This is a genomic window from Thiocystis violacea (assembly GCF_016583565.1).
Lineage (GTDB): Bacteria > Pseudomonadota > Gammaproteobacteria > Chromatiales > Chromatiaceae > Thiorhodococcus > Thiorhodococcus violaceus_A.
In genome coordinates, this window is sequence record NZ_NRRF01000019.1 from 12,927 (window position 1) to 30,636 (window position 17,710).

A 17,710-nucleotide genomic window follows, 5' to 3' on the forward strand; every position below is an offset into this window, starting at 1 on the left:
GGGCGCGCCCCCAAGTGATGGCGGCTATCTTACACCAAGGTGCGGGGCGGTCCCGTACCGGGCAAACATGCGGCAACCATGGTCAAGCAAACCCTGGGCGCCAAGGCCGCGGCGCTCGCCAGCGCTGACTTGGCGGCGTTGCCGGACTCGCGACCAAGATGCGGTCTCGAGTTGCCCCCGAGGGCTCAGGAGGGGCGAGACTGCCGCTGTTGACCGGCCTTCTCCAGCTCGTCCAGATAGGCCTTCCAGAGCTGCTCCTGCTCGGTGCCGAGCTTATAGAGATAGTCCCAGGAATAGATGCCGGTGTTGTGCTCGTCGTCGAAATGGAGGCAGACGGCATAGTTGCCGACGGGTTCGATCTTATCGATCCCCACGTCCTCCTTGCCGAGCTGCAGGACACGCTGTCCCGGCCCATGCCCCTGGACCTCGGCCGACGGCGAGTAGACGCGCAAATATTCGCACGGCAGGGTGAAGTGGGAGCCGTCGTCGTAGGACACTTCCAACACGCGGGATTGACGGTGCAAATTGAGTTCTGTGGGTACTGGCATGATTTCAGTTGTCAGTTGTCAGTTGTCAGTTGTCAGTTGTCAGGCCCTGGCGCGCGGTGCGCGCCAGCGGGAAGCCTAGAGCGGTCTCTAGAGGATGTAGCGTGACAGATCCTCGTCCGCCGCCAGCCCGGACATGTTCCGGTCGACATAGGCGGCGTTGACGGTCACGGTGACGCGGTCAAGATCCGAGGCGTTGTATGACACATCCTCGAGCAGGCGCTCCATGACAGTATGCAATCGCCGGGCGCCGATGTTCTCGGTGCGCTCGTTCACCTGCCAGGCGATCTCGGCGAGGCGGCGGATGCCGTCCTCGGTGAATTCGAGCTTCACGCCCTCGGTGCCGAGCAGCGCCTTGTATTGATCGGTGAGCGAGGCGTCCGGCTCGGTCAGGATGCGCACGAAGTCCTCCGTCGTCAGGGCCTTCAGCTCGACCCGGATCGGCAGACGCCCCTGCAGCTCGGGGATGAGGTCCGAGGGCTTGGAGAGATGAAAGGCGCCCGAGGCGATGAAGAGGATGTGATCGGTCCGCACGGCCCCGTGCTTGGTCGAGACGGTGCTGCCTTCCACCAGCGGCAGGAGGTCGCGCTGGACGCCCTCGCGCGAGACGTCGATGCCGCTCGAACCCTCGCCGCGCTTGGCGACCTTGTCGAGCTCGTCGATGAAGACGATGCCGTTCTGCTCGACGTTGTCGATGGCATGCAGCTTCATCTCTTCGTCATTGACACGGCGGGCCGCCTCTTCGTCCTTGAGGATCTTGCGTGCGTCGCGGATCTTGAGTTTGCGACGCTTCGTGCGCCCTTGGCCCAGGTTCTGGAAGAGCCCCTGGAGCTGGCTCGACATCTCCTCCATGCCGGGCGGGGCCATGATCTCGACGCCCAGCGGGGTGGCGGAAACCTGGATCTCGATCTCTCGGTCGTCCAGCTCGCCCGCCCGCAGCTTGGTGCGTAGCTTCTCGCGCGTGCCCGAGCTCGCGCCGGCGTGGCTATCCTCCTCGAAGCTCGAGGGCGACGGCAGCAGGGCCTCCAGGATGCGATCCTCCGCCGCGACCTCGGCCTGATCCGCCAGCTTGGCCATCTCCTGCTCGCGGGCCATCTTGACGCCGATGTCCGCCAGGTCGCGCACGATGGACTCCACGTCGCGGCCGACATAGCCGACTTCGGTGAACTTGGTGGCCTCGACCTTGATGAAGGGCGCGTTGGCCAGCTTGGCCAGGCGCCGCGCGATCTCGGTCTTGCCCACGCCAGTCGGGCCGATCATGAGGATGTTCTTGGGCGTGATCTCCGAGCGCATCGGCTCCTCGATCTGCCCTCGGCGCCAGCGGTTGCGCAAGGCGATGGCGACGGCGCGTTTGGCGTCGTCCTGGCCGACGATATGCTTGTCAAGCTCGGCGACGATGCGTTGAGGGGTTATTTCAGACATTCGACGTGTCCGGTTCGGCGGTCATTGAGTGCTCGATGGTCGGTATTGAGGATGCGCCAGGCGGGCGGCGTTGTGTCAGTGGGCGGGCCATTGTCGAAGACAGCCGAGGCGATGCTCGCTTCGCGATCGCCTCAACTCCCTATCAGGATAAGTTGCGGGTTATCGAACCCTGGCGCAACCTCAACTGCCAACTGCCAACTGCCAACTGCCAACTGCCAACTGCCAACTGCCAACTGCCAACTGCCAACTGCCCTCAAACCTCCGCATCCAGCTCCTCGATTACCAGGTTGTGGTTGGTATAGACGCAGATATCGGCGGCGATATGCAGGCTCGTCTCGACGATCTCGCGGGCACCCAGCTCCGTATTCTCGAAGAGGGCGCGCGCGGCCGAGAGGGCGAAGGACCCGCCGGAGCCGATGGCCATGATGTCCTGCTCCGGCTCGACGACGTCGCCCGTGCCCGAGATCATGAGCGAGGTCTTGGCGTCGGCGATGCACAGCAGCGCCTCCAGCCGCCGCAGCATGCGGTCGGTCCGCCAATCCTTCGCCAGCTCCACGGCGGAGCGGGTCAAGTGCCCCTGGTGCTTTTCCAGCTTGCCCTCGAAGCGCTCGAAGAGGGTGAAGGCGTCCGCGGTCGCGCCGGCAAAGCCGGCCAGCACCTGCCCCTTATAGAGGCGGCGCACCTTGCGCGCATTGCCTTTCATCACGGTGGGACCGAGAGAAACCTGGCCGTCGCCGCCGATCACGACCTTGTCGCCACGCCGGACAGAGAGGATTGTGGTGCCGCGAAAGTTTTCCATGATCAGCCTTGGTGAACGATTGCAGAGCATCATTCTAGCCGATCGGCCGGTCTTCAGCCGGACTCACCAGGGCGATTGCATATATATCCTCGGCAAACGATGCACTTCCAGGCGCCCGTGGTCCTTGTCCGTTGGCGTCGATCATCCTTCATGCCAGTCTTGGGGTTGAGTCAATAGCGGGTGTGGTGGGGCTTGAGGTCGGCCTCATTGAAGATCCGCCCGATCATGCTGGGCGAAATCGTCTCGGTAGCTGTGCGCAAGCGCCTCCAAGAGGGGACGTTGCTCGGGCGCCAGTTCAATGTTGACCCTTTCGGGTAAGATCGTCGGCCTGAGCAAGGCAGAGGGCAAGGTGACGATCGAAGGCACCAAGGCAACTCGGACCCTCGACGAGCAGGCCCCGACGCTGCTTGACGGCGTCAAGGTCGGCGACGGCGTCGTTGCCAGGTTCCGCAACGAGATCCTCGGTGAGGTGAAGTCGTCGCGGCGCCAGTCGGACAGGCTTCTAGCCCACGAGAAGCTTGGATGTTTCTCCCCCCTAACCTCGACTACCTGATGGCTTTGGGTCGGTCATGCCGACAATCCATCCGATTGAGCGGCTCTTGTAGACCACTGAATGAAAATCCTTCGCGCTTTTGCCTGGCTGCTGCTGTCGGTGTTTGTGCTCTTGGTGGGCACCATCGGCTATCTGCCGTTCTATCTGCAGGCGCACAAGGCGGACCTGGAGGCTGTGGCGGGCGATGCCATTGGGCGGCCGGTCGCGATCGACGGCGCGGCGCTGGGCTGGGTGGTGCATCCACGACCAGGCCTATCGATCGTGCTGCAGGGGCTGCGGGTGTCGAATCCGGACTGGGACACCGAGCAAAGGCTGGGGCCGCACCTGCTGGAGGCGCAGCGGGTCGATGTGACATGGCAGCTGCGGGCGCTGTTGCACCGACAGGTCCGCATCGACCAACTGGTGATCCGTGGTGCGCGCTTGGTGCTCCAGAAGACCGCCGATGGCCGCGGCAACTGGCAACTTGGTCCTAGCAAAAGCAAGGGTGCCGGCAAGATCGGCCTGCGGGTTCCGACGGTGCGGGTGATCGATTCGCAGATCACCTTTGCGTCTCCAAGGACGTTGGTGCGACGCGCCGATATCACACGACTTCAGCTCGACGGCCTGGGCGCCGAGCCTTTGGACCTCCAGGCCGAACTGACGATCAATCAGACGCCGCTGACGGTGAGCGCTCGCGCGGGTGCGGCGGATGCTCCGACCGGCGCCCGCTGGCCCTTCCAGGTCCAGGCGCAGAGCGCCGACATCCGTATCGAGCTCAATGGCAGCGCCCCCGCGCCGTTCGCTACCACAGGGCTGGATGCCAAGTTCCAGGTGCAGGGGCCGACGGCGGTACCGCTCGGGAAAATCGCCGGGATCAAGGGGCTACCGGCGGGGCCTTTTCGCCTCGAGACGGGCCTGAGCTGGGACGGCCAGACCCTAGCGGTCAGTGCGATCAAGGGATCATCGGCGGCGGATGTCCTGCCCGCGCCGCTCACCGTCAGCGATGGCGAGATCAGCGTCCCCTTGCATGGCCCCTGGTCCGCGCGGATGACGGGGACGCTCGGCGATCGGCCAGGGACGCTGCAACTGACACCGGTCGCCGTGCCCAAGGCCGGGCACCAGACGGCCGGCACCCTGGCGATCAAGGCAAGGCTCGCCGAAGGCCGCTTCGACGGCGAGTTGCGGCCGGCATCCGGTGATGCCCGGGCGCGGCTCAGCGGCAAGCTCAACGTCGGGACGGTCACCTTGGCCGACGGCGCGCAGGCTAAGGTTTCTAAGCCCGATGCAAAGGGAACCTCGGGTTCCGCGGCAACCATCGCCAAGGCGAAAACCAAGGTGGCGAAGGCCCCGCCCTGGACCGATCGGCCGCTGCCGTTCTCGTCGCTGACCCGGCTCGATGCGGATCTGGATCTCGCGGTCGAGGCCCTAACCTGGCAGCGGATCACCATGCGCGGACTGCAGGCTCGGGCCAAACTCCGCGACGGGCGCCTGCGGCTCGACGAGGTCAGGTTGGCGCTGCCCGGATTGACCCTCAGCGGCCAGGCGCTCCTCGAAGCCGGCCCCAGGGTGCCCGCGCTCAAACTCAAGCTGAGCACGGACCGCATCGACTTGGCGCAAGCCCGGTCGATGCTGGCCCGAGCCCCAAAGTGGGGCGGTAGCATCCTCGGCTTGCGCCTGGACGCCGAGGCCAGCGGCACGACGCCGGCGACACTGATCCGCACCCTGAGCGGCACCCTGGCGGCTAAATCGGCCCGACTGCTGCCGCCCGCCAAGCGGGGCCAAAGGGCCACGGCAATCGAACTCAGTAGCCCTAACCTGCACGTCGAGGCCGGCCAGGCGGTGAGCTTCAAGGCCGGCTTGGCGACGGCCAGTCAGGACCGGGCAGGACAGTCCATGGACCTGACGCTGACCGGCGGGACGCTGGCCAACCTGTTGCCCAGGGGGCGGTCCTGGCCGCGGATCGACGTCGTTGCCCAGACCCGCTTGGACCAGCATCAGCTGAGCATCCGCGGTCATCTGGGGCCGCTCGCGGCCATCCGCGCCGGCCGCGACCTGATGCTCGACCTGAACCTGGCCGACGATACCGGCCTAACCGGCACCCTCACCGGTAAGCTTGCCCGACTCGACGGCCTGAGAGGAAACCAACTCCAGGCGCGGTTCACCGGGAAGAGCCTGGCGGCATTGCACCCCGGGCTGCCCGCGCAGCCGTTCTCGGCGAAGGCGCGCCTCCGAGGTCAGACCGGGCAGCTTGAGCTGCTGGACATCGAGGCCAGCAGCGGCAGCAGTGATGTCGCCGGAGAGGTCCGTATCGGCCTCGGCGAGCATGCGCGGATCGACGTCGATCTGAACGCCGATGTGCTGGACCTGATCCCGTTCATGGCCCGGAACCCGGACCCGACCGATGCGTTGAGCGATGCGCGCGGCAGCGGCGTCCCCAGATTCGGGCGCGACAACAGCGGCGAGCAGTCACTGCCGTTGGACGGACTGAAGGCGATCGACGGCTCACTCAAACTGAGCGCCAGTCGCGTCGAGTTCGGCGACTTCGACATCGACAATGGCACGCTCGATGCGCGCATTGACGCCGGACATTTGGCACTGTCAGCCAATGCCGCTCAGGGGGGCCTGTCGGTAGACCTGGAGCTACGGCCCGGCCAGACCGACTGGCGGTTCGATCTGCATCACAAGGGCAAGCTCAACCTCGGGCGACTGATCAAGGCGAAGAATCAACAGGCACTCTCCAACGTACCCGTCGCCGTCGAGATGCGCCTGCGCGCTGTCGGCGCCTCTATTCCTAAGCTGCTGCGCTCCGCCGATGGGCGCATAGAGCTGATCCTGGGTGCCGGGCAGCTGGAGCGTCAGGCTTCCGGGCTGCCGTTCGGGGGCGTTGTGGTCAACCTGCTCGACACCCTCAACCCGATCCAACTCAGCACGCTCCGCGTCCGGCAGGATCTACTCAAGCTCCAGTGCGCGGTGCTGCAGTTCGATGTCGCTGACGGCATCGCCACCAGCCAGCGTGGGTTGGCGCTGCAAACCGACAACCTCAATGTGCTGGGCGGCGGCGCCATCAAGCTGGAGACGGGTGAGATCGAGCTGCGTTTCAAGACCGTCAAACGCACCGGGGTCGGACTCAGCTTGCTCGGCATCGCCGACCGTTTTGTCGTCGTCGGCGGCACGCTGAAGTCCCCCCGCACCACCATCGACCGCGGCGATCTGCTCGTCGAAGGCGCCGCGGCCTGGGCCACTGGCGGCCTGAGTCTGGTGGCCGCTCAGATCATCCAACGCCTGACCGCCTTCGGTAACCCCTGCGAAACGGTGCTGCGGCGGGATGCGTCGGCCCCGTGGTGAAGTATTGACCGATCTGCCGGCCCTCGCGAACCTCCGGCGATTCCTGTCGAATGGCCTTACCTTGGGATCGGCGAAATGGTGGCTGCGGGGCTGCGGGGCTGCGCTGGCGGCGTGGTGCGGATCACCTGCGCGACGTCGCGGCTGGATGCCCCCAGGCAGCGGCTCATGGCAGCAACCACCGCTTCGGATAGCGCTGCTGCCGCCTGGAGGATTGAAGTTTGCCGCGCCGTCCTTGGCCATGACTGACCGTTTCACGCCAAATGGACGCATCCCTGTGTCAGTTTGGGCGATGTGTCATAGAATGTTGGCCGAGCAGGTTTCAATAGACCCAGTTTCAGCAATAGGCTGTGCGTCGCCGTTGCAGAGGTGTCAGGCGCTATAGCCATCGAGATCTCGCTGTCCTGACTGTGGTTTGTGCAATTTTGGTACTTTTCATCGGCCGTTGGCTGACTGGGACGCAGCATGCCTAGGGGTATACAACTCGGTGGCTAGATGACGTCTGTCGCCTGCCATGAGTGCGACCTGTTGCAGGTGCTGCCCGACCTTCCGGTCGCAGGCAAGGCAACCTGTTGTCGTTGCGGTTGCACGCTCGCCACCCGTCCAGCCGACCCGATCGAACGCCCTCTCGCGCTCGGGCTGGCGGCCTTGCTGGTCCTGGTCGTGGCCAATACGACGCCGCTGATGGGGCTGTCCGCCGTCGGTCGGCATGCGAGTACAACGATCATCGGCGGCGCCTACCAGATGTGGCACGAGGGGCAAGAGGTGACCGCCGTGATCGTGGCCTTTTGCGCGGTCATCGCCCCTGCCGGATATCTGCTTTTCCTGTTGATCGTGTTGTTCGCGGTGCGCCGGCCGCCAGCGCCTGGCTGGGTCGGCGGCATGCTGCGCTGGGCGGAGCGCACGCGGCCTTGGGCGATGACCGAGGTGATGATGCTCGGCATCATGGTCGCGCTGATCAAGATCGCGGACTTGGCCAAAGTGGAGGCCGGAATCGGGATGCTTGCCATCGGCGTGTTGATGCTACTTTTTCCCGCTATTCTGAGCAGCGTCGATACCGAGGAACTGTGGGCGAGAGTGGCCTGGCACGAACCTGATCCAGCCTCAGACCCGGTGGCCGAACGCGTATTCGCATCGAATCCCATGCCTGATCTGGAGCCTGACCTGCAAAAGGCTGATCTGGACGGCAGGCCGGAATCCGCCAACTCCGAGACCCCATCCGGCCGTTCCAGTTCATGACGGCAGCCCCCCTCACCGCGATCAAGGCGGGACTGCTGTCCTGCGAGACCTGCGGCCTCCTATCGCAACCGGCCAGCGCGGCCGAGCCTGGCTATTGTCCCCGCTGCGGTAGCGAGCTCGAATCGCGCCGTCACCGCTCCATCGAGCGAACCTGGGCGCTCGTCATCGCTGCCGCCATCTGCTACATCCCGGCGAACATCCTGCCCGTGCTTGGCACCACCACGCTCGGCTCGACCGAGTACGACACCATCATGGGCGGTGTGGTGTTCCTGTTTACCTCCGGGTCCTGGCCGCTGGCGCTGATCGTCTTGATCGCGAGCGTCATGGTTCCGCTCGGTAAGTTGGTCGCGTTGAGTTATTTGTTGATCACGGTCCAGCGCGGCTCGATACAGGGCAGCAGGGAGCGAACCCGGCTCTACCGCATGGTGGAGTTCATCGGCCGCTGGTCGATGCTGGATGTCTTCGTCGATACCTTCACGGTCGCGCTGGTGCAACTGGACCCGCTCATGTCCGTGCGCCCTGGCGCTGGCGTGCTGTTTTTCGCCGCCGTGGTGGTGCTGACGATGATCGCGGCGAGCACCTTCGATCCGCGCCTGATCTGGGATGCCATTTCGGATGCCGGTTCTGAACCGGCCCCATTAGAAGAGAACAGTCCGCAACAGGAGTCCAACCTTGGCTGAAGTCATCGACGGCCAAAACCTGCCGCGCGCAACCCTGGTCCCCAAACGGCGTGGTCGGGTCTCGGCGGTCTGGCTCATTCCACTGTTCGCTGCCCTGGTCGCGGTCGGCATCGCGGTCAATCGGATTCTGAACGAGGGGCCGACCATCACCATCCTGTTCAAATCCGCCGAGGGTGTCGAGGCCGGCAAGACCTTCATCAAGTACAAGGACGTGAAGATCGGCGAGGTCTCTGCGGTGGAGCTGGACGCTAACTTCTCCAAGGTGCTGGTCACGGCGAAGATCGACAAGCATGCCGAGGACCTGATGGTGCAAGACGCCAGTTTCTGGGTGGTGCAGCCGCGCGTCACGCTGAGCGGCGTTTCCGGTCTGGGCACGCTGCTGTCGGGCAACTACATCGGCTTCGAAAAGGGCAAGTCCACACAGAGTCACCGTCGCTTTATCGGGCTCGAGGTCGCGCCGATGATCAGGATCGATCAGCCGGGCAAGCAATTCGAGCTGACGGCCGCGGATATGGGCTCGTTGGGGATTGGCTCGCCGCTCTATTTCCGTCGCCTGCAGGTCGGCCAGGTCATTGACTCCAAGCTTGCCGCCGACGGTGCTTCAGTCAGGTTCAGGGTCTTTGTCAACGCCCCCTACGATCGTTTCATCAGCGCGGACACCCGCTTCTGGAATGCCAGCGGCCTGGATGTCTCGCTCGGCGCGGATGGGGTCGACGTGCGCACCCAATCACTGGTGTCGCTGCTGATCGGCGGGGTTGCCTTCGAGACGCCGACGTTCGTTACTGAAGGCGAGCCCGCGGCCGCCGGCAGCGCGTTCCCCCTGTTTGCGGATCGGGCCACCGCGATGAAGCAACCGGAGGCCATCGCCAGACGCTACGTGCTCTATTTCGACGATTCCCTGCGCGGACTGTCCGTGGGTGCGCCGGTGACCTTGCTCGGTCTGGAGGCCGGCGAGGTGACCGACGTCGGCTTTGAAATGCAACCCGAGGGCTCGTTGTTGCGTGGCCGTGTGGAGTTTGTCGTCTACCCCGAACGGCTCGTCGCTCGCGTGCGAACGCTGCAGGCTGCGCAGACCGAGAAGCTCGTCGGCAACGAGCGGCACAGCCACGCCTTTTTTCAACGGCTGATCGAAGAGCGCGGACTGCGCGGCCAGTTGCGCAGCGGCAGCCTGATCACGGGGCAACTCTACGTCGCCTTCGACTACGTCAAGGATGCCCCCAAGGTCGAGATCGACTGGAGCCTGCCGATGCCGGTGATCCCGACCGTCCCAAGCACCCTACCCAATCTCGAGGACAAGGTGACGGGTATTCTCGACAAGGTCGACAAGATCCCATTCGAGGCGATCGGTAACGAGATCAAACAGGTCTTGGCGACGACTGACAACGCGATCAAGGACATCGACAAGGCGGTGGATCACATCGACACCGGCGTCACCCCGGAGCTGAAGTCCGGTCTCGTCGAGTTCCGGCGCGCCTTGGCAACCGTCGACCGGGTGTTGAAGAACACCGATGCCACTTTGCTCGGACCGGATGCCCCCAGCCAGCTTGAATTGCGCAATGCCTTGCAAGAGGTGGCACGCGCCGCCCGCGCGGTGCGCGTGCTTGCCGACTACCTCGAACGCAACCCAGGCGCGCTGATTCGTGGCAAGGGCAAATAGCCCTGACAGACCGGCCCTGTCTGGCGCAGCGCGGGGCCGAGGACGAGATACGGCCTTGCGCTGGCAATCGCGGCCCTGAACGCGGCACCAGACTCCAGCCTCTTGTTTCCCCGTCAGCTAAAGATAATTCGCCATGCCTGAGATCACCCGTTTCGGTCCCGGAACAGCCGCGGATCACACCGGCACTGGCGGCGTCACCTGGTTCGATATCGACATGGCCGTCGACGCCGATCGCGAATGGCTGATGGCGTGGCCGGAGATCAACGCGCAGACCAGAACGGCCTTGTTGGAGCCGGTGCGTTTCAACCATTACGAACACGTCCCATACGGCATGTTGCTGAGCATCAAGACGCTTCGTCCCGGGCAGACGGATGATGTCACCGATCTCGCCGACCTGAAGCTGCTGATCGGCTCGACCAGGGCGGTCACGGTACGATTCGGGGCGCTCGTCGTCGTGGACGAGTTACGACAGCACCTGTTGTCGGACAGGACGCTGGTGACGGCGGTGGATCTGTTGGGCTTTCTGGTGTCGGCGATGACCAACCGGATGGAAGCGGTTATCTACGAGCTGACTCAAGACATCGATGGGGTCGAGGATGCACTCATCGATGGCGGTTCGGTGCCACCCCCGCAAACGCTGAGCGAGCTTCGACGCCGAATCTTTCGCACTCGACGGCACGTAAATGGCACGCAGCAGGTGCTTGCTCCGATGACGACCGATCCCGCACTCACGCTTGATGCCGACGATCGTGAAACGCTGAACAGGGCGTCGAATCATGTGGCCCGCTACTTGGGGAGTCTGAATGAATGCCGCACGCGGGTTCAGATGCTGGAGGATCAGATCGCGGCGCAACGCTCGGACACCATGACACGCTCCAGCCTCAATCTGAGCATCGTCGCGACTGTGTTCCTGCCGCTGAGCTTCATGACCGGCCTGCTTGGGATGAACATCGGCGGCATCCCCGACGAACATAATCCGCTGGGTTTCTGGCTGGTGACTGGTTTGTCCATCACCATTTCCGTGGTGGCTTGGCGCTGGCTGCGTCGCCGGACGTTCGATCGCTATCTGCCTCAGGCGAGTCTTGGCAAGAAGGCACCTGAGCGATTGGTGCAGCCCCCTGTGATCGATGGCGCGGGGTTGACGCCCGCTTTCACGGGGGTCAAGGGGGAGCCTCGCCAGCACTTTGCGCCCCTTCCCGGCACCGAGCTTGAGCGTCAAGTCACGTCAGGTGGAACGAACCTTGACGGACATCGCCATTTTTCCCGCAGCAAGCCTGGTGGCGTCTATGTCATCGCACTGTTGCTCGCGCTCTTGCTGTTCTCTTTTCACGTCGTCGTGATCTTGGACGTAGCTGGCGAGTTGATTGGTCACAAGGTATGGCTGTTGGCGCATGTTGGTTCCTATACTGGCAAGGCCATCCTGCTTGGCTGCTTTTTCCTATTGTTCACAGCCCACCTCATCGAAGCTGCGGCATGGGGCCTGTTTCTGCGCTGGACGCGGCTATTCTCAAGCGTGCTGGAAGGCATCTACTTTTCCGCCACCTCCGCCACGACCCTTGGCTATGGCGATGTCGTACTGCCAACGCCTTGGCGACAACTCGGACCCTTGATCGCCATCCACGGGGTGCTGTTGTTCGGCTGTTCGACGGCGTTCTTGTTCGTTGTCCTGCACTATGTATGGGCGCAGCACCTTTAGGCAGGCGCTGAAGTATCGGATGGGCAGGTTCCGGCGAAGCCGGCGGCCTATCTTCGTATGCTCAGGAGCTTGGGCTCAAAGCCGCGCCTGGCTTGTAGGCGATGCCTTGATGGGCAGGTTCGCGAGCCGCGCGGCGAGCAAGGCCGACCCCAGCCCTGAGCGGACAATGCCTGTGCAGCTTTCCATCCGCAGTCTCTCCTGCGATTTCAACGATACGCATGACGCAGATCTGCGCAGACTGGCCCGACCCCGGGGGCGACCTTTCACGGGTAGGTGCACGACTTCGGCAGCGATTTGGAGGCAGGCGCCAAGAAGTCCCCGATCACGCCTTCCGCAATCCCTAAACCCAGCTATAACTTGAGACTGTTTCAGTCCCGCCCCGACGATCGCCAACCTGATGAGGATCTAGACACATGCATCGCAACATAGGCGCTATTTCGCAAACACATTCCGCACCGAGGTGGCGTGCCGGCGGCTCCGCCCTCGCCCTCGCGCTGGCCCTCTGTTTGGTCGCTCTTGGCGCCCTGGCTGCCGACCAAGGTTCCCGTGACCATGCCCGCGGCGACTACGACAGCTCGGCGGCAACCTATGTCGTGGCCGAAGGCGACGATCTGATCGAGATCGCCCGACGCTTCGAGACCACGGTCGCGGCCCTGAAGGCAGAAAACGCTCTGTCATCGGACGAGATCATGACAGGCCAGACATTGACGCTGGCCGGCGCCGCTTCCGGCTCCGGCAATGCTCGCGCGCTGACACCGGAGGAGGCCAAGGCGATCGCCATGGATGCCTACATCTACGGCTACTCGCTGATCACCACCAATGTCACTCGGGTGCAGATGAGCAACGTGCCCAAGGTGGAGGGGTTGCAAGCACCTGCGGGGCAATTCATCAATGTCCCGCGCTATCCGCCGGCGGACTATCGCGGGGTCTCGGCACCCAATGCCGACACCCTCTATTCGCTGGCGTGGCTCGACCTGGGCAAGGAGCCGATGGTCTTTTCGCATCCCGACATGGGCAAGCGCTACTTCCTGTTCCCGATGTATAGCCTGTGGATGCCGGTGATCGAATCGGCGGGCAGCCGCACCACCGGCGAGAAGGCGCAGACCTTCCTGATCAGCGGGCCGGGCTGGAGCGGCGAGGTGCCCGCGGGCATGACCCATATCAAGGTCCCGACACGCTACATGGTCATCCTCGGCCGCACCTACGCGGACGGGACCGAGGCCGACTACAAGGCGGTCAACGCGCTGCAGGCGCAATACGGCTTGAGACCGCTGTCCGCGGTGGGCAAGGCGGATTATGTCTACGAGGCACCGCCGGTCGACCCGAGCCCAGGCTTCTCGATGACCGACAAGCCGCAGCAGGTGATCCTCGACATGGGCACCAAGGGCTACTTCGACATGATGACGCGGCTCATGTGCAAGGATGCGCCGCCGGCGCCGGAAGACGCGCCGATGCTGGCAAAGATGGCCAAGATCGGCATCGAGCCCTGCCAGCCCTTCGACATGGCCGCGCTCGGCGCGCCGGTGCAGGCCGCACTCAAGGATCTGCCGCAGACCGCGCTGAAGCAGATCGAGGCCGACAAGCCCAAGCTCGGCAAGGTCGTCAACGGCTGGATCGTCTCCATGGGACTGGGCGACTACGGCACCGACTATGTGAAGCGTGCCGTGGTGGCCGCCTTCGGTTGGCCCGCCAACCGCGAGAAGGATGCCATCTACCCCTACACCGAGGTCGACAGCAGCGGCGCGACGCTCTCGGGCGCCAACAACTACACCCTGACCTTCCCCAAGGACCAAACGCCCCCGGTCGACGGGTTCTGGTCGATCACCATGTATGAGATCGACAACGGCTGGTGGTTCGTGCCGAATGCGTTGAACAAGTTCACGGTCAGCCCGCGTGACGACCTGACCTACAACGCCGACGGTTCGCTGACGCTCTACTTCCAGAACGCATCGCCCGGCAAGGACAAGGAGGCCAACTGGCTGCCGGCGCCCAAGGGCGACTTCATCCCGATGCTGCGCATGTATTGGCCGAAGGAGAAGAGCCCGTCGATCATCGACGGCACCTGGACGCCGCCGAAGGTCGAAAAGGTGCAGTGACGGGGCAGCGGATCGGGGGTCGGCCGGGTTGCTCATCGGCGCAGACCCTCTGAGCCAGAACGACGACCAGCGCGTTGCGAATCGGGTCTGAACGCATACGACGATGAATGAATCGAGAAGCGGCATGCGTTCCAGTTCGATCCCAGTTGTGCTCGCCGCGCTGCTGGTCGGCCTGCTGGTGTTCCCGGCGATCTTACCGGCAGGCGATGCGCCGGCGATGCGCGCGGAGAACCTCGGCGACACAAAGCTGTTCACGCAGCCACTTCTGCTCGCGGTCGCCAACCTCGACCAGCGTATCCGCACCACCACCGACACCCTCGGCCGGGCCCGGCTGACGCATCAGCGCGCCCTGGTGCTGGAGCAACTCACCCGGACCATCCTGTCCCAAGGGGGTCGCGGCTTTGCAGCAAGGCTCCCCGCGGACGCACTGCAGCGTCTGCGCGACAGCGTTTTGCGTGCCCGGCGCAGCGCGGACAGCACCGCCGAGATGAGCGCGATTCTGCGCCTCAACAGCGCGATCCTGGACCAGAGCTTTACGGAGCTGCTGACGACGGTGGCGCGTGACTGGATCAGATTCGCCCCAGCCGGAGATTTCAACCGCGCGTTCAGCCGCTTCGCGCATCGAACCGCCTTCAATCAGGTCCCGTTCGGGCGCGCCGTGCAGCGTTTGCAAGCCGCCGGGTCGACCACGCTCAGCAGCGCCGAGCAAGGGTTGATCGACGCCTATCGTGACTACAGCCAGCGCGCCGAGGTCTATGATGCCGTGGCGCAGTCGCTGTTCGGCTTCGTCAAGGGCGCGGCGACGAGCAACCGGCTGTTGAATTGGCTCGGCATCAGCGCGCTGATCGGCGCCATCGACGCGCAGCCCTGGGTCATCGATATCAACGCCAAGATGATGCCGGGCAGCCAATACAGCATTGGTCAATTCATCAGCGTTGGCCAACTCGTCGCTGCCGCCGTGTTCTTTCTGGCCTTGATCGGCGTCGGCCTGATTCTGCTGCCGATACTGCCGCGCCTCTTGCGACGCGCGTTGCCACAACGGGCGCGGAGCGCGCAACAGGCCCCATCCGAATCCGAGCGCTTTCTACGCCTGCTGAAGCAATCCTTTCTCGGTCCGCTGCGCGTCCTGCTGGTGTTGATCGCCATCGCACAGACGACGCGTATCCTGTTCTTGCGCGAATCCGACGAGCGCATGATGGAAGTGCTTGGCAGTCTCTACGTCGTGCTGATCGTCTGGGCGCTACTGCGCTTGATCGACAACTTCGTGATGCTCTATTCGAGCGAGCTGCTTCGCCGTCATCCGACCCTGCGCGGAGAGCTGGTCAACTTCTCGTCCAGCGTGACCCGCTTCCTGGTGATCGTGATTGCCCTGCTCTACCTGCTGCAGCGCTTCGGCTTCGACATCCGCGCCCTGCTGGCATCGCTCGGCATCGGCGGTCTGGCCGTCGCCTTCGCCGCCAAGGAGACCATCGCGAACATCTTCGGCTGCATCTCCATCATCGTCGATGACATGTTCCAGCAGGGCGACTGGATCGTGACGCCCAACGGCGAGGGGACGGTGATCGATGTCGGCCTGCGCAGCACCAAGATCCGCACCTTCGACAACGCGGTGATCTTTCTACCCAACGCCTATGTGGCCAGCACCGACGTGCGCAACTGGAGCCGGCGCAAACTGGGGCGACGCATCAAGCTCACGCTCGGGCTCGAATACGGCAGCGACATGCAGCAGGTGAAGAAGACCGTCGACGACATCCGCGCCATGCTGATCGCCCATGGGGACATCGCCGACAGCAGCACCGACACCACAAAATACACCAAGCAGCAACTGGGAAAGATCTCCGACGCCATGGATGGATACGGCATCAAGCGGACGCTGCTGGTCTATCTCGACGCCCTCGGCGACAGCTCGATCGAGATCCTGATCTACTGCTTCTCCAAGACCGTCGACTGGCAGGGCTGGCTCGAGGTCAAGCAGGACGTGATCTTTCGCTGTTGCGCCATCGTCAAGGCCAATGGGCTGAGCATCGCCTTCCCGAGCCAGACGCTGTATCTGCGTGAGGACGGCGGCAAAACAGCGGAGAACAGGAATTGAGCGAACGCCGCTCCGCTGGGGCGCCGTCCATCTTCTACTTCCCGCTTCCCGATCTGACTCTGGTGCCGAAGCTCCTGCTTCATGAATCCTCAGGCTGCGCCGACGCTGCGTGAAGCGGAGCTTCATCGCATGGGTCACGCAGCTGGAGCTGCGTGACCAGAAACCGGGAAGCAATGACCGCTTTCACCGGTATGCTTACGGAACGATGTCGGTCGGTACATTCAAGCGAGCAGAAGGGACAGCATGAACAAGAAGGATCTCAGCGAGCGGGACATTTGCACCAAATTCATCACCCCGGCCCTGCGCAACGCGGGCTGGGACGAGCAGTTACAGATCCGCGAGGAAGTCAGCTTCACCAAGGGGCGCATCATCGTGCGCGGCAAACTGGTGAGTCGCGGCAAGGGCAAGCGTGCCGACTACATCCTCTACTACAAGCCCAACATCCCGATCGCGGTCATCGAGGTCAAGGACAACCGCCACAGCGTCGGCGACGGCATGCAGCAGGCGCTTGATTACGCCCTGACGCTCGACATCCGCATCACCGGCGGCGATGCCGAGGGCCAGGCCGAACTCGGCAACTTCATCGACCCCGAGGCGCGATACCCGGTGCTGGTCACCACCTCGCGTCTGCTCTCCACCGGCGTGGACGCCCAGACCTGCCGGCTGATCGTGCTCGACCGCGCGGTCGGCTCCATGACCGAGTTCAAGCAGATCGTCGGTCGCGGCACCCGCGTGCACGAGGACACCCAGAAGTACTACTTCACCCTGATCGACTTTCGCGGCGCGACCAGCCATTTCGCCGACCCGGAGTTCGACGGCGAGCCGGTGCAGATCTATGCGCCGCGTGAAGAGGATCTCGTCGCGCCGCCGGATGAGCCACCGTCGGACGACGAGGCGACGGATGCCGAGGTCGGTGAAGATTCTGGCGACTACGACGTCCTCGTCGGTGGCACGCCGAACGGCATTCCAACTGGCGGCGGCAGACGCGAGAAGATCTACGTCGACGGCGTCACGGCCCGCATCATCGCCGAGCGCGTCGAATACCTCGACGAGCAGGGCAAGCTCGTCACCGAGAGCCTGCGCGACTTCACGCGCAAGGCCCTGCACCGGCACTTCGCGAGCCTTGATGACTTCCTCAGACGCTGGGGCGCGACCGAGCGCAAGCAGGCGCTGGTCGATGAGCTGGCGGGCGAGGGGCTGCCGCTGGATGTCATCTGCGCCACAACAGTAGGCAATTGGGGAATCAGCGCTTCGAAACTGAAAGAGGTGCAATTCCCTCTCCCACCCCTCGCCGAACAACACCGCATCGTCGCCAAGGTCAACGAACTCATGGCCCTGTGCGACCGCCTCGAAGCCAGTCTCACCACCGCAGACAGCGCTCGTCGCTGCCTGCTCGACGCGCTGCTGCACGAGGCATTGGCGCCGGCCATGTCGGACGACTCGATCGCAACCGCCGAAGCCCGAGGCGGCGACTGATCGATGTCGGTCTGCGCAGCACCAAGATCCGTACCTTCTCTGGTGCTGAAGCTCCTCCTTCGGCACCCGTGAGACGAAGCTCTGCTTCATGAATCCTCAGGCTGCGCCGACGCTTCGTGAAGCGGAGCTTCATC

Annotated in this window: 12 protein-coding genes; 9 read left to right on the top strand and 3 right to left on the bottom strand. The window is 64.0% G+C overall.

All coding sequences use genetic code 11. The features are described from left to right. Positions 1-185: 185 nt before the first annotated feature. The 3 genes from CKO23_RS09990 to hslV form a co-directional block, all read right to left on the bottom strand. Positions 186-548, bottom strand: coding sequence for a gamma-butyrobetaine hydroxylase-like domain-containing protein (locus tag CKO23_RS09990; protein ID WP_200330586.1), 363 nt, complete (start codon positions 546-548; stop codon positions 186-188). An 87-nt stretch (positions 549-635) separates the two neighbouring features. Then, positions 636-1,967, bottom strand: a complete 1,332-nt coding sequence (hslU, locus tag CKO23_RS09995) for an ATP-dependent protease ATPase subunit HslU (RefSeq protein ID WP_200330588.1) — start codon at positions 1,965-1,967, stop codon at positions 636-638. Positions 1,968-2,220: 253 nt separating this feature from the next. Further along, on the bottom strand, positions 2,221-2,766 hold the full coding sequence (gene hslV, locus CKO23_RS10000) for an ATP-dependent protease subunit HslV (protein ID WP_200330590.1): 546 nt from the start codon (positions 2,764-2,766) through the stop codon (positions 2,221-2,223). Between the two features lie 298 nt (positions 2,767-3,064). Between hslV and CKO23_RS10005 the strand changes: the two genes are divergently transcribed. The 9 genes from CKO23_RS10005 to CKO23_RS10045 all read left to right on the top strand — a co-directional run bounded on the left by CKO23_RS10005 (position 3,065) and on the right by CKO23_RS10045 (position 17,576). After that, positions 3,065-3,319 (top strand): hypothetical protein, encoded by a 255-nt coding sequence (locus CKO23_RS10005; RefSeq protein WP_200330592.1) that lies wholly within the window; start codon positions 3,065-3,067, stop codon positions 3,317-3,319. 60 nt (positions 3,320-3,379) lie between these two features. Next, on the top strand, positions 3,380-6,643 hold the full coding sequence (locus CKO23_RS10010; protein ID WP_200330594.1) for an AsmA family protein: 3,264 nt from the start codon (positions 3,380-3,382) through the stop codon (positions 6,641-6,643). Between the two features lie 492 nt (positions 6,644-7,135). Further along, positions 7,136-7,879, top strand: a complete 744-nt coding sequence (locus CKO23_RS10015; RefSeq protein WP_200330596.1) for a paraquat-inducible protein A — start codon at positions 7,136-7,138, stop codon at positions 7,877-7,879. Further along, complete coding sequence (locus CKO23_RS10020) at positions 7,876-8,559, top strand: paraquat-inducible protein A (RefSeq protein WP_200330598.1); 684 nt, start codon at positions 7,876-7,878, stop codon at positions 8,557-8,559. Before CKO23_RS10015 ends, CKO23_RS10020 begins: the two co-directional genes overlap by 4 nt. After that, entirely contained in the window at positions 8,552-10,216 is a 1,665-nt protein-coding gene (locus tag CKO23_RS10025; RefSeq protein WP_200330600.1) for a PqiB family protein, read from the top strand. Before CKO23_RS10020 ends, CKO23_RS10025 begins: the two co-directional genes overlap by 8 nt. Positions 10,217-10,349: 133 nt before the next feature. Further along, positions 10,350-11,912 carry a CorA family divalent cation transporter gene (locus tag CKO23_RS25565; protein WP_242482339.1) on the top strand — a complete coding sequence of 521 codons (1,563 nt, stop codon included), beginning with the start codon at positions 10,350-10,352 and terminating at the stop codon, positions 11,910-11,912. Positions 11,913-12,325: 413 nt separating this feature from the next. Further along, entirely contained in the window at positions 12,326-14,008 is a 1,683-nt protein-coding gene (locus CKO23_RS10035) for a DUF1254 domain-containing protein (protein WP_200330602.1), read from the top strand. Between the two features lie 124 nt (positions 14,009-14,132). After that, a complete protein-coding gene (locus CKO23_RS10040) occupies positions 14,133-16,100 on the top strand; it encodes a mechanosensitive ion channel family protein (RefSeq protein ID WP_200330604.1) in 1,968 nt (655 codons plus the stop codon). Between the two features lie 243 nt (positions 16,101-16,343). Next, positions 16,344-17,576 carry a hypothetical protein gene (locus tag CKO23_RS10045; protein ID WP_200330606.1) on the top strand — a complete coding sequence of 411 codons (1,233 nt, stop codon included), beginning with the start codon at positions 16,344-16,346 and terminating at the stop codon, positions 17,574-17,576. Positions 17,577-17,710 lie beyond the last annotated feature (134 nt).

Excerpts from the sequence above, each read along its gene's own strand:
- CKO23_RS25565 (WP_242482339.1), top strand. The coding sequence starts at position 10,350 with ATGCCTGAGATCACCCGTTTCGGTCCCGGAACAGCCGCGGATCACACC.
- CKO23_RS10040 (WP_200330604.1), top strand. The coding sequence starts at position 14,133 with ATGCGTTCCAGTTCGATCCCAGTTGTGCTCGCCGCGCTGCTGGTCGGC.
- CKO23_RS10045 (WP_200330606.1), top strand. The coding sequence starts at position 16,344 with ATGAACAAGAAGGATCTCAGCGAGCGGGACATTTGCACCAAATTCATC.
- CKO23_RS10035 (WP_200330602.1), top strand. The coding sequence starts at position 12,326 with ATGCATCGCAACATAGGCGCTATTTCGCAAACACATTCCGCACCGAGG.
- hslV (WP_200330590.1), bottom strand. The coding sequence starts at position 2,766 with ATGGAAAACTTTCGCGGCACCACAATCCTCTCTGTCCGGCGTGGCGAC.
- CKO23_RS10005 (WP_200330592.1), top strand. The coding sequence starts at position 3,065 with ATGTTGACCCTTTCGGGTAAGATCGTCGGCCTGAGCAAGGCAGAGGGC.
- CKO23_RS10010 (WP_200330594.1), top strand. The coding sequence starts at position 3,380 with ATGAAAATCCTTCGCGCTTTTGCCTGGCTGCTGCTGTCGGTGTTTGTG.
- CKO23_RS10015 (WP_200330596.1), top strand. The coding sequence starts at position 7,136 with ATGACGTCTGTCGCCTGCCATGAGTGCGACCTGTTGCAGGTGCTGCCC.
- CKO23_RS09990 (WP_200330586.1), bottom strand. The coding sequence starts at position 548 with ATGCCAGTACCCACAGAACTCAATTTGCACCGTCAATCCCGCGTGTTG.
- hslU (WP_200330588.1), bottom strand. The coding sequence starts at position 1,967 with ATGTCTGAAATAACCCCTCAACGCATCGTCGCCGAGCTTGACAAGCAT.
- CKO23_RS10020 (WP_200330598.1), top strand. The coding sequence starts at position 7,876 with ATGACGGCAGCCCCCCTCACCGCGATCAAGGCGGGACTGCTGTCCTGC.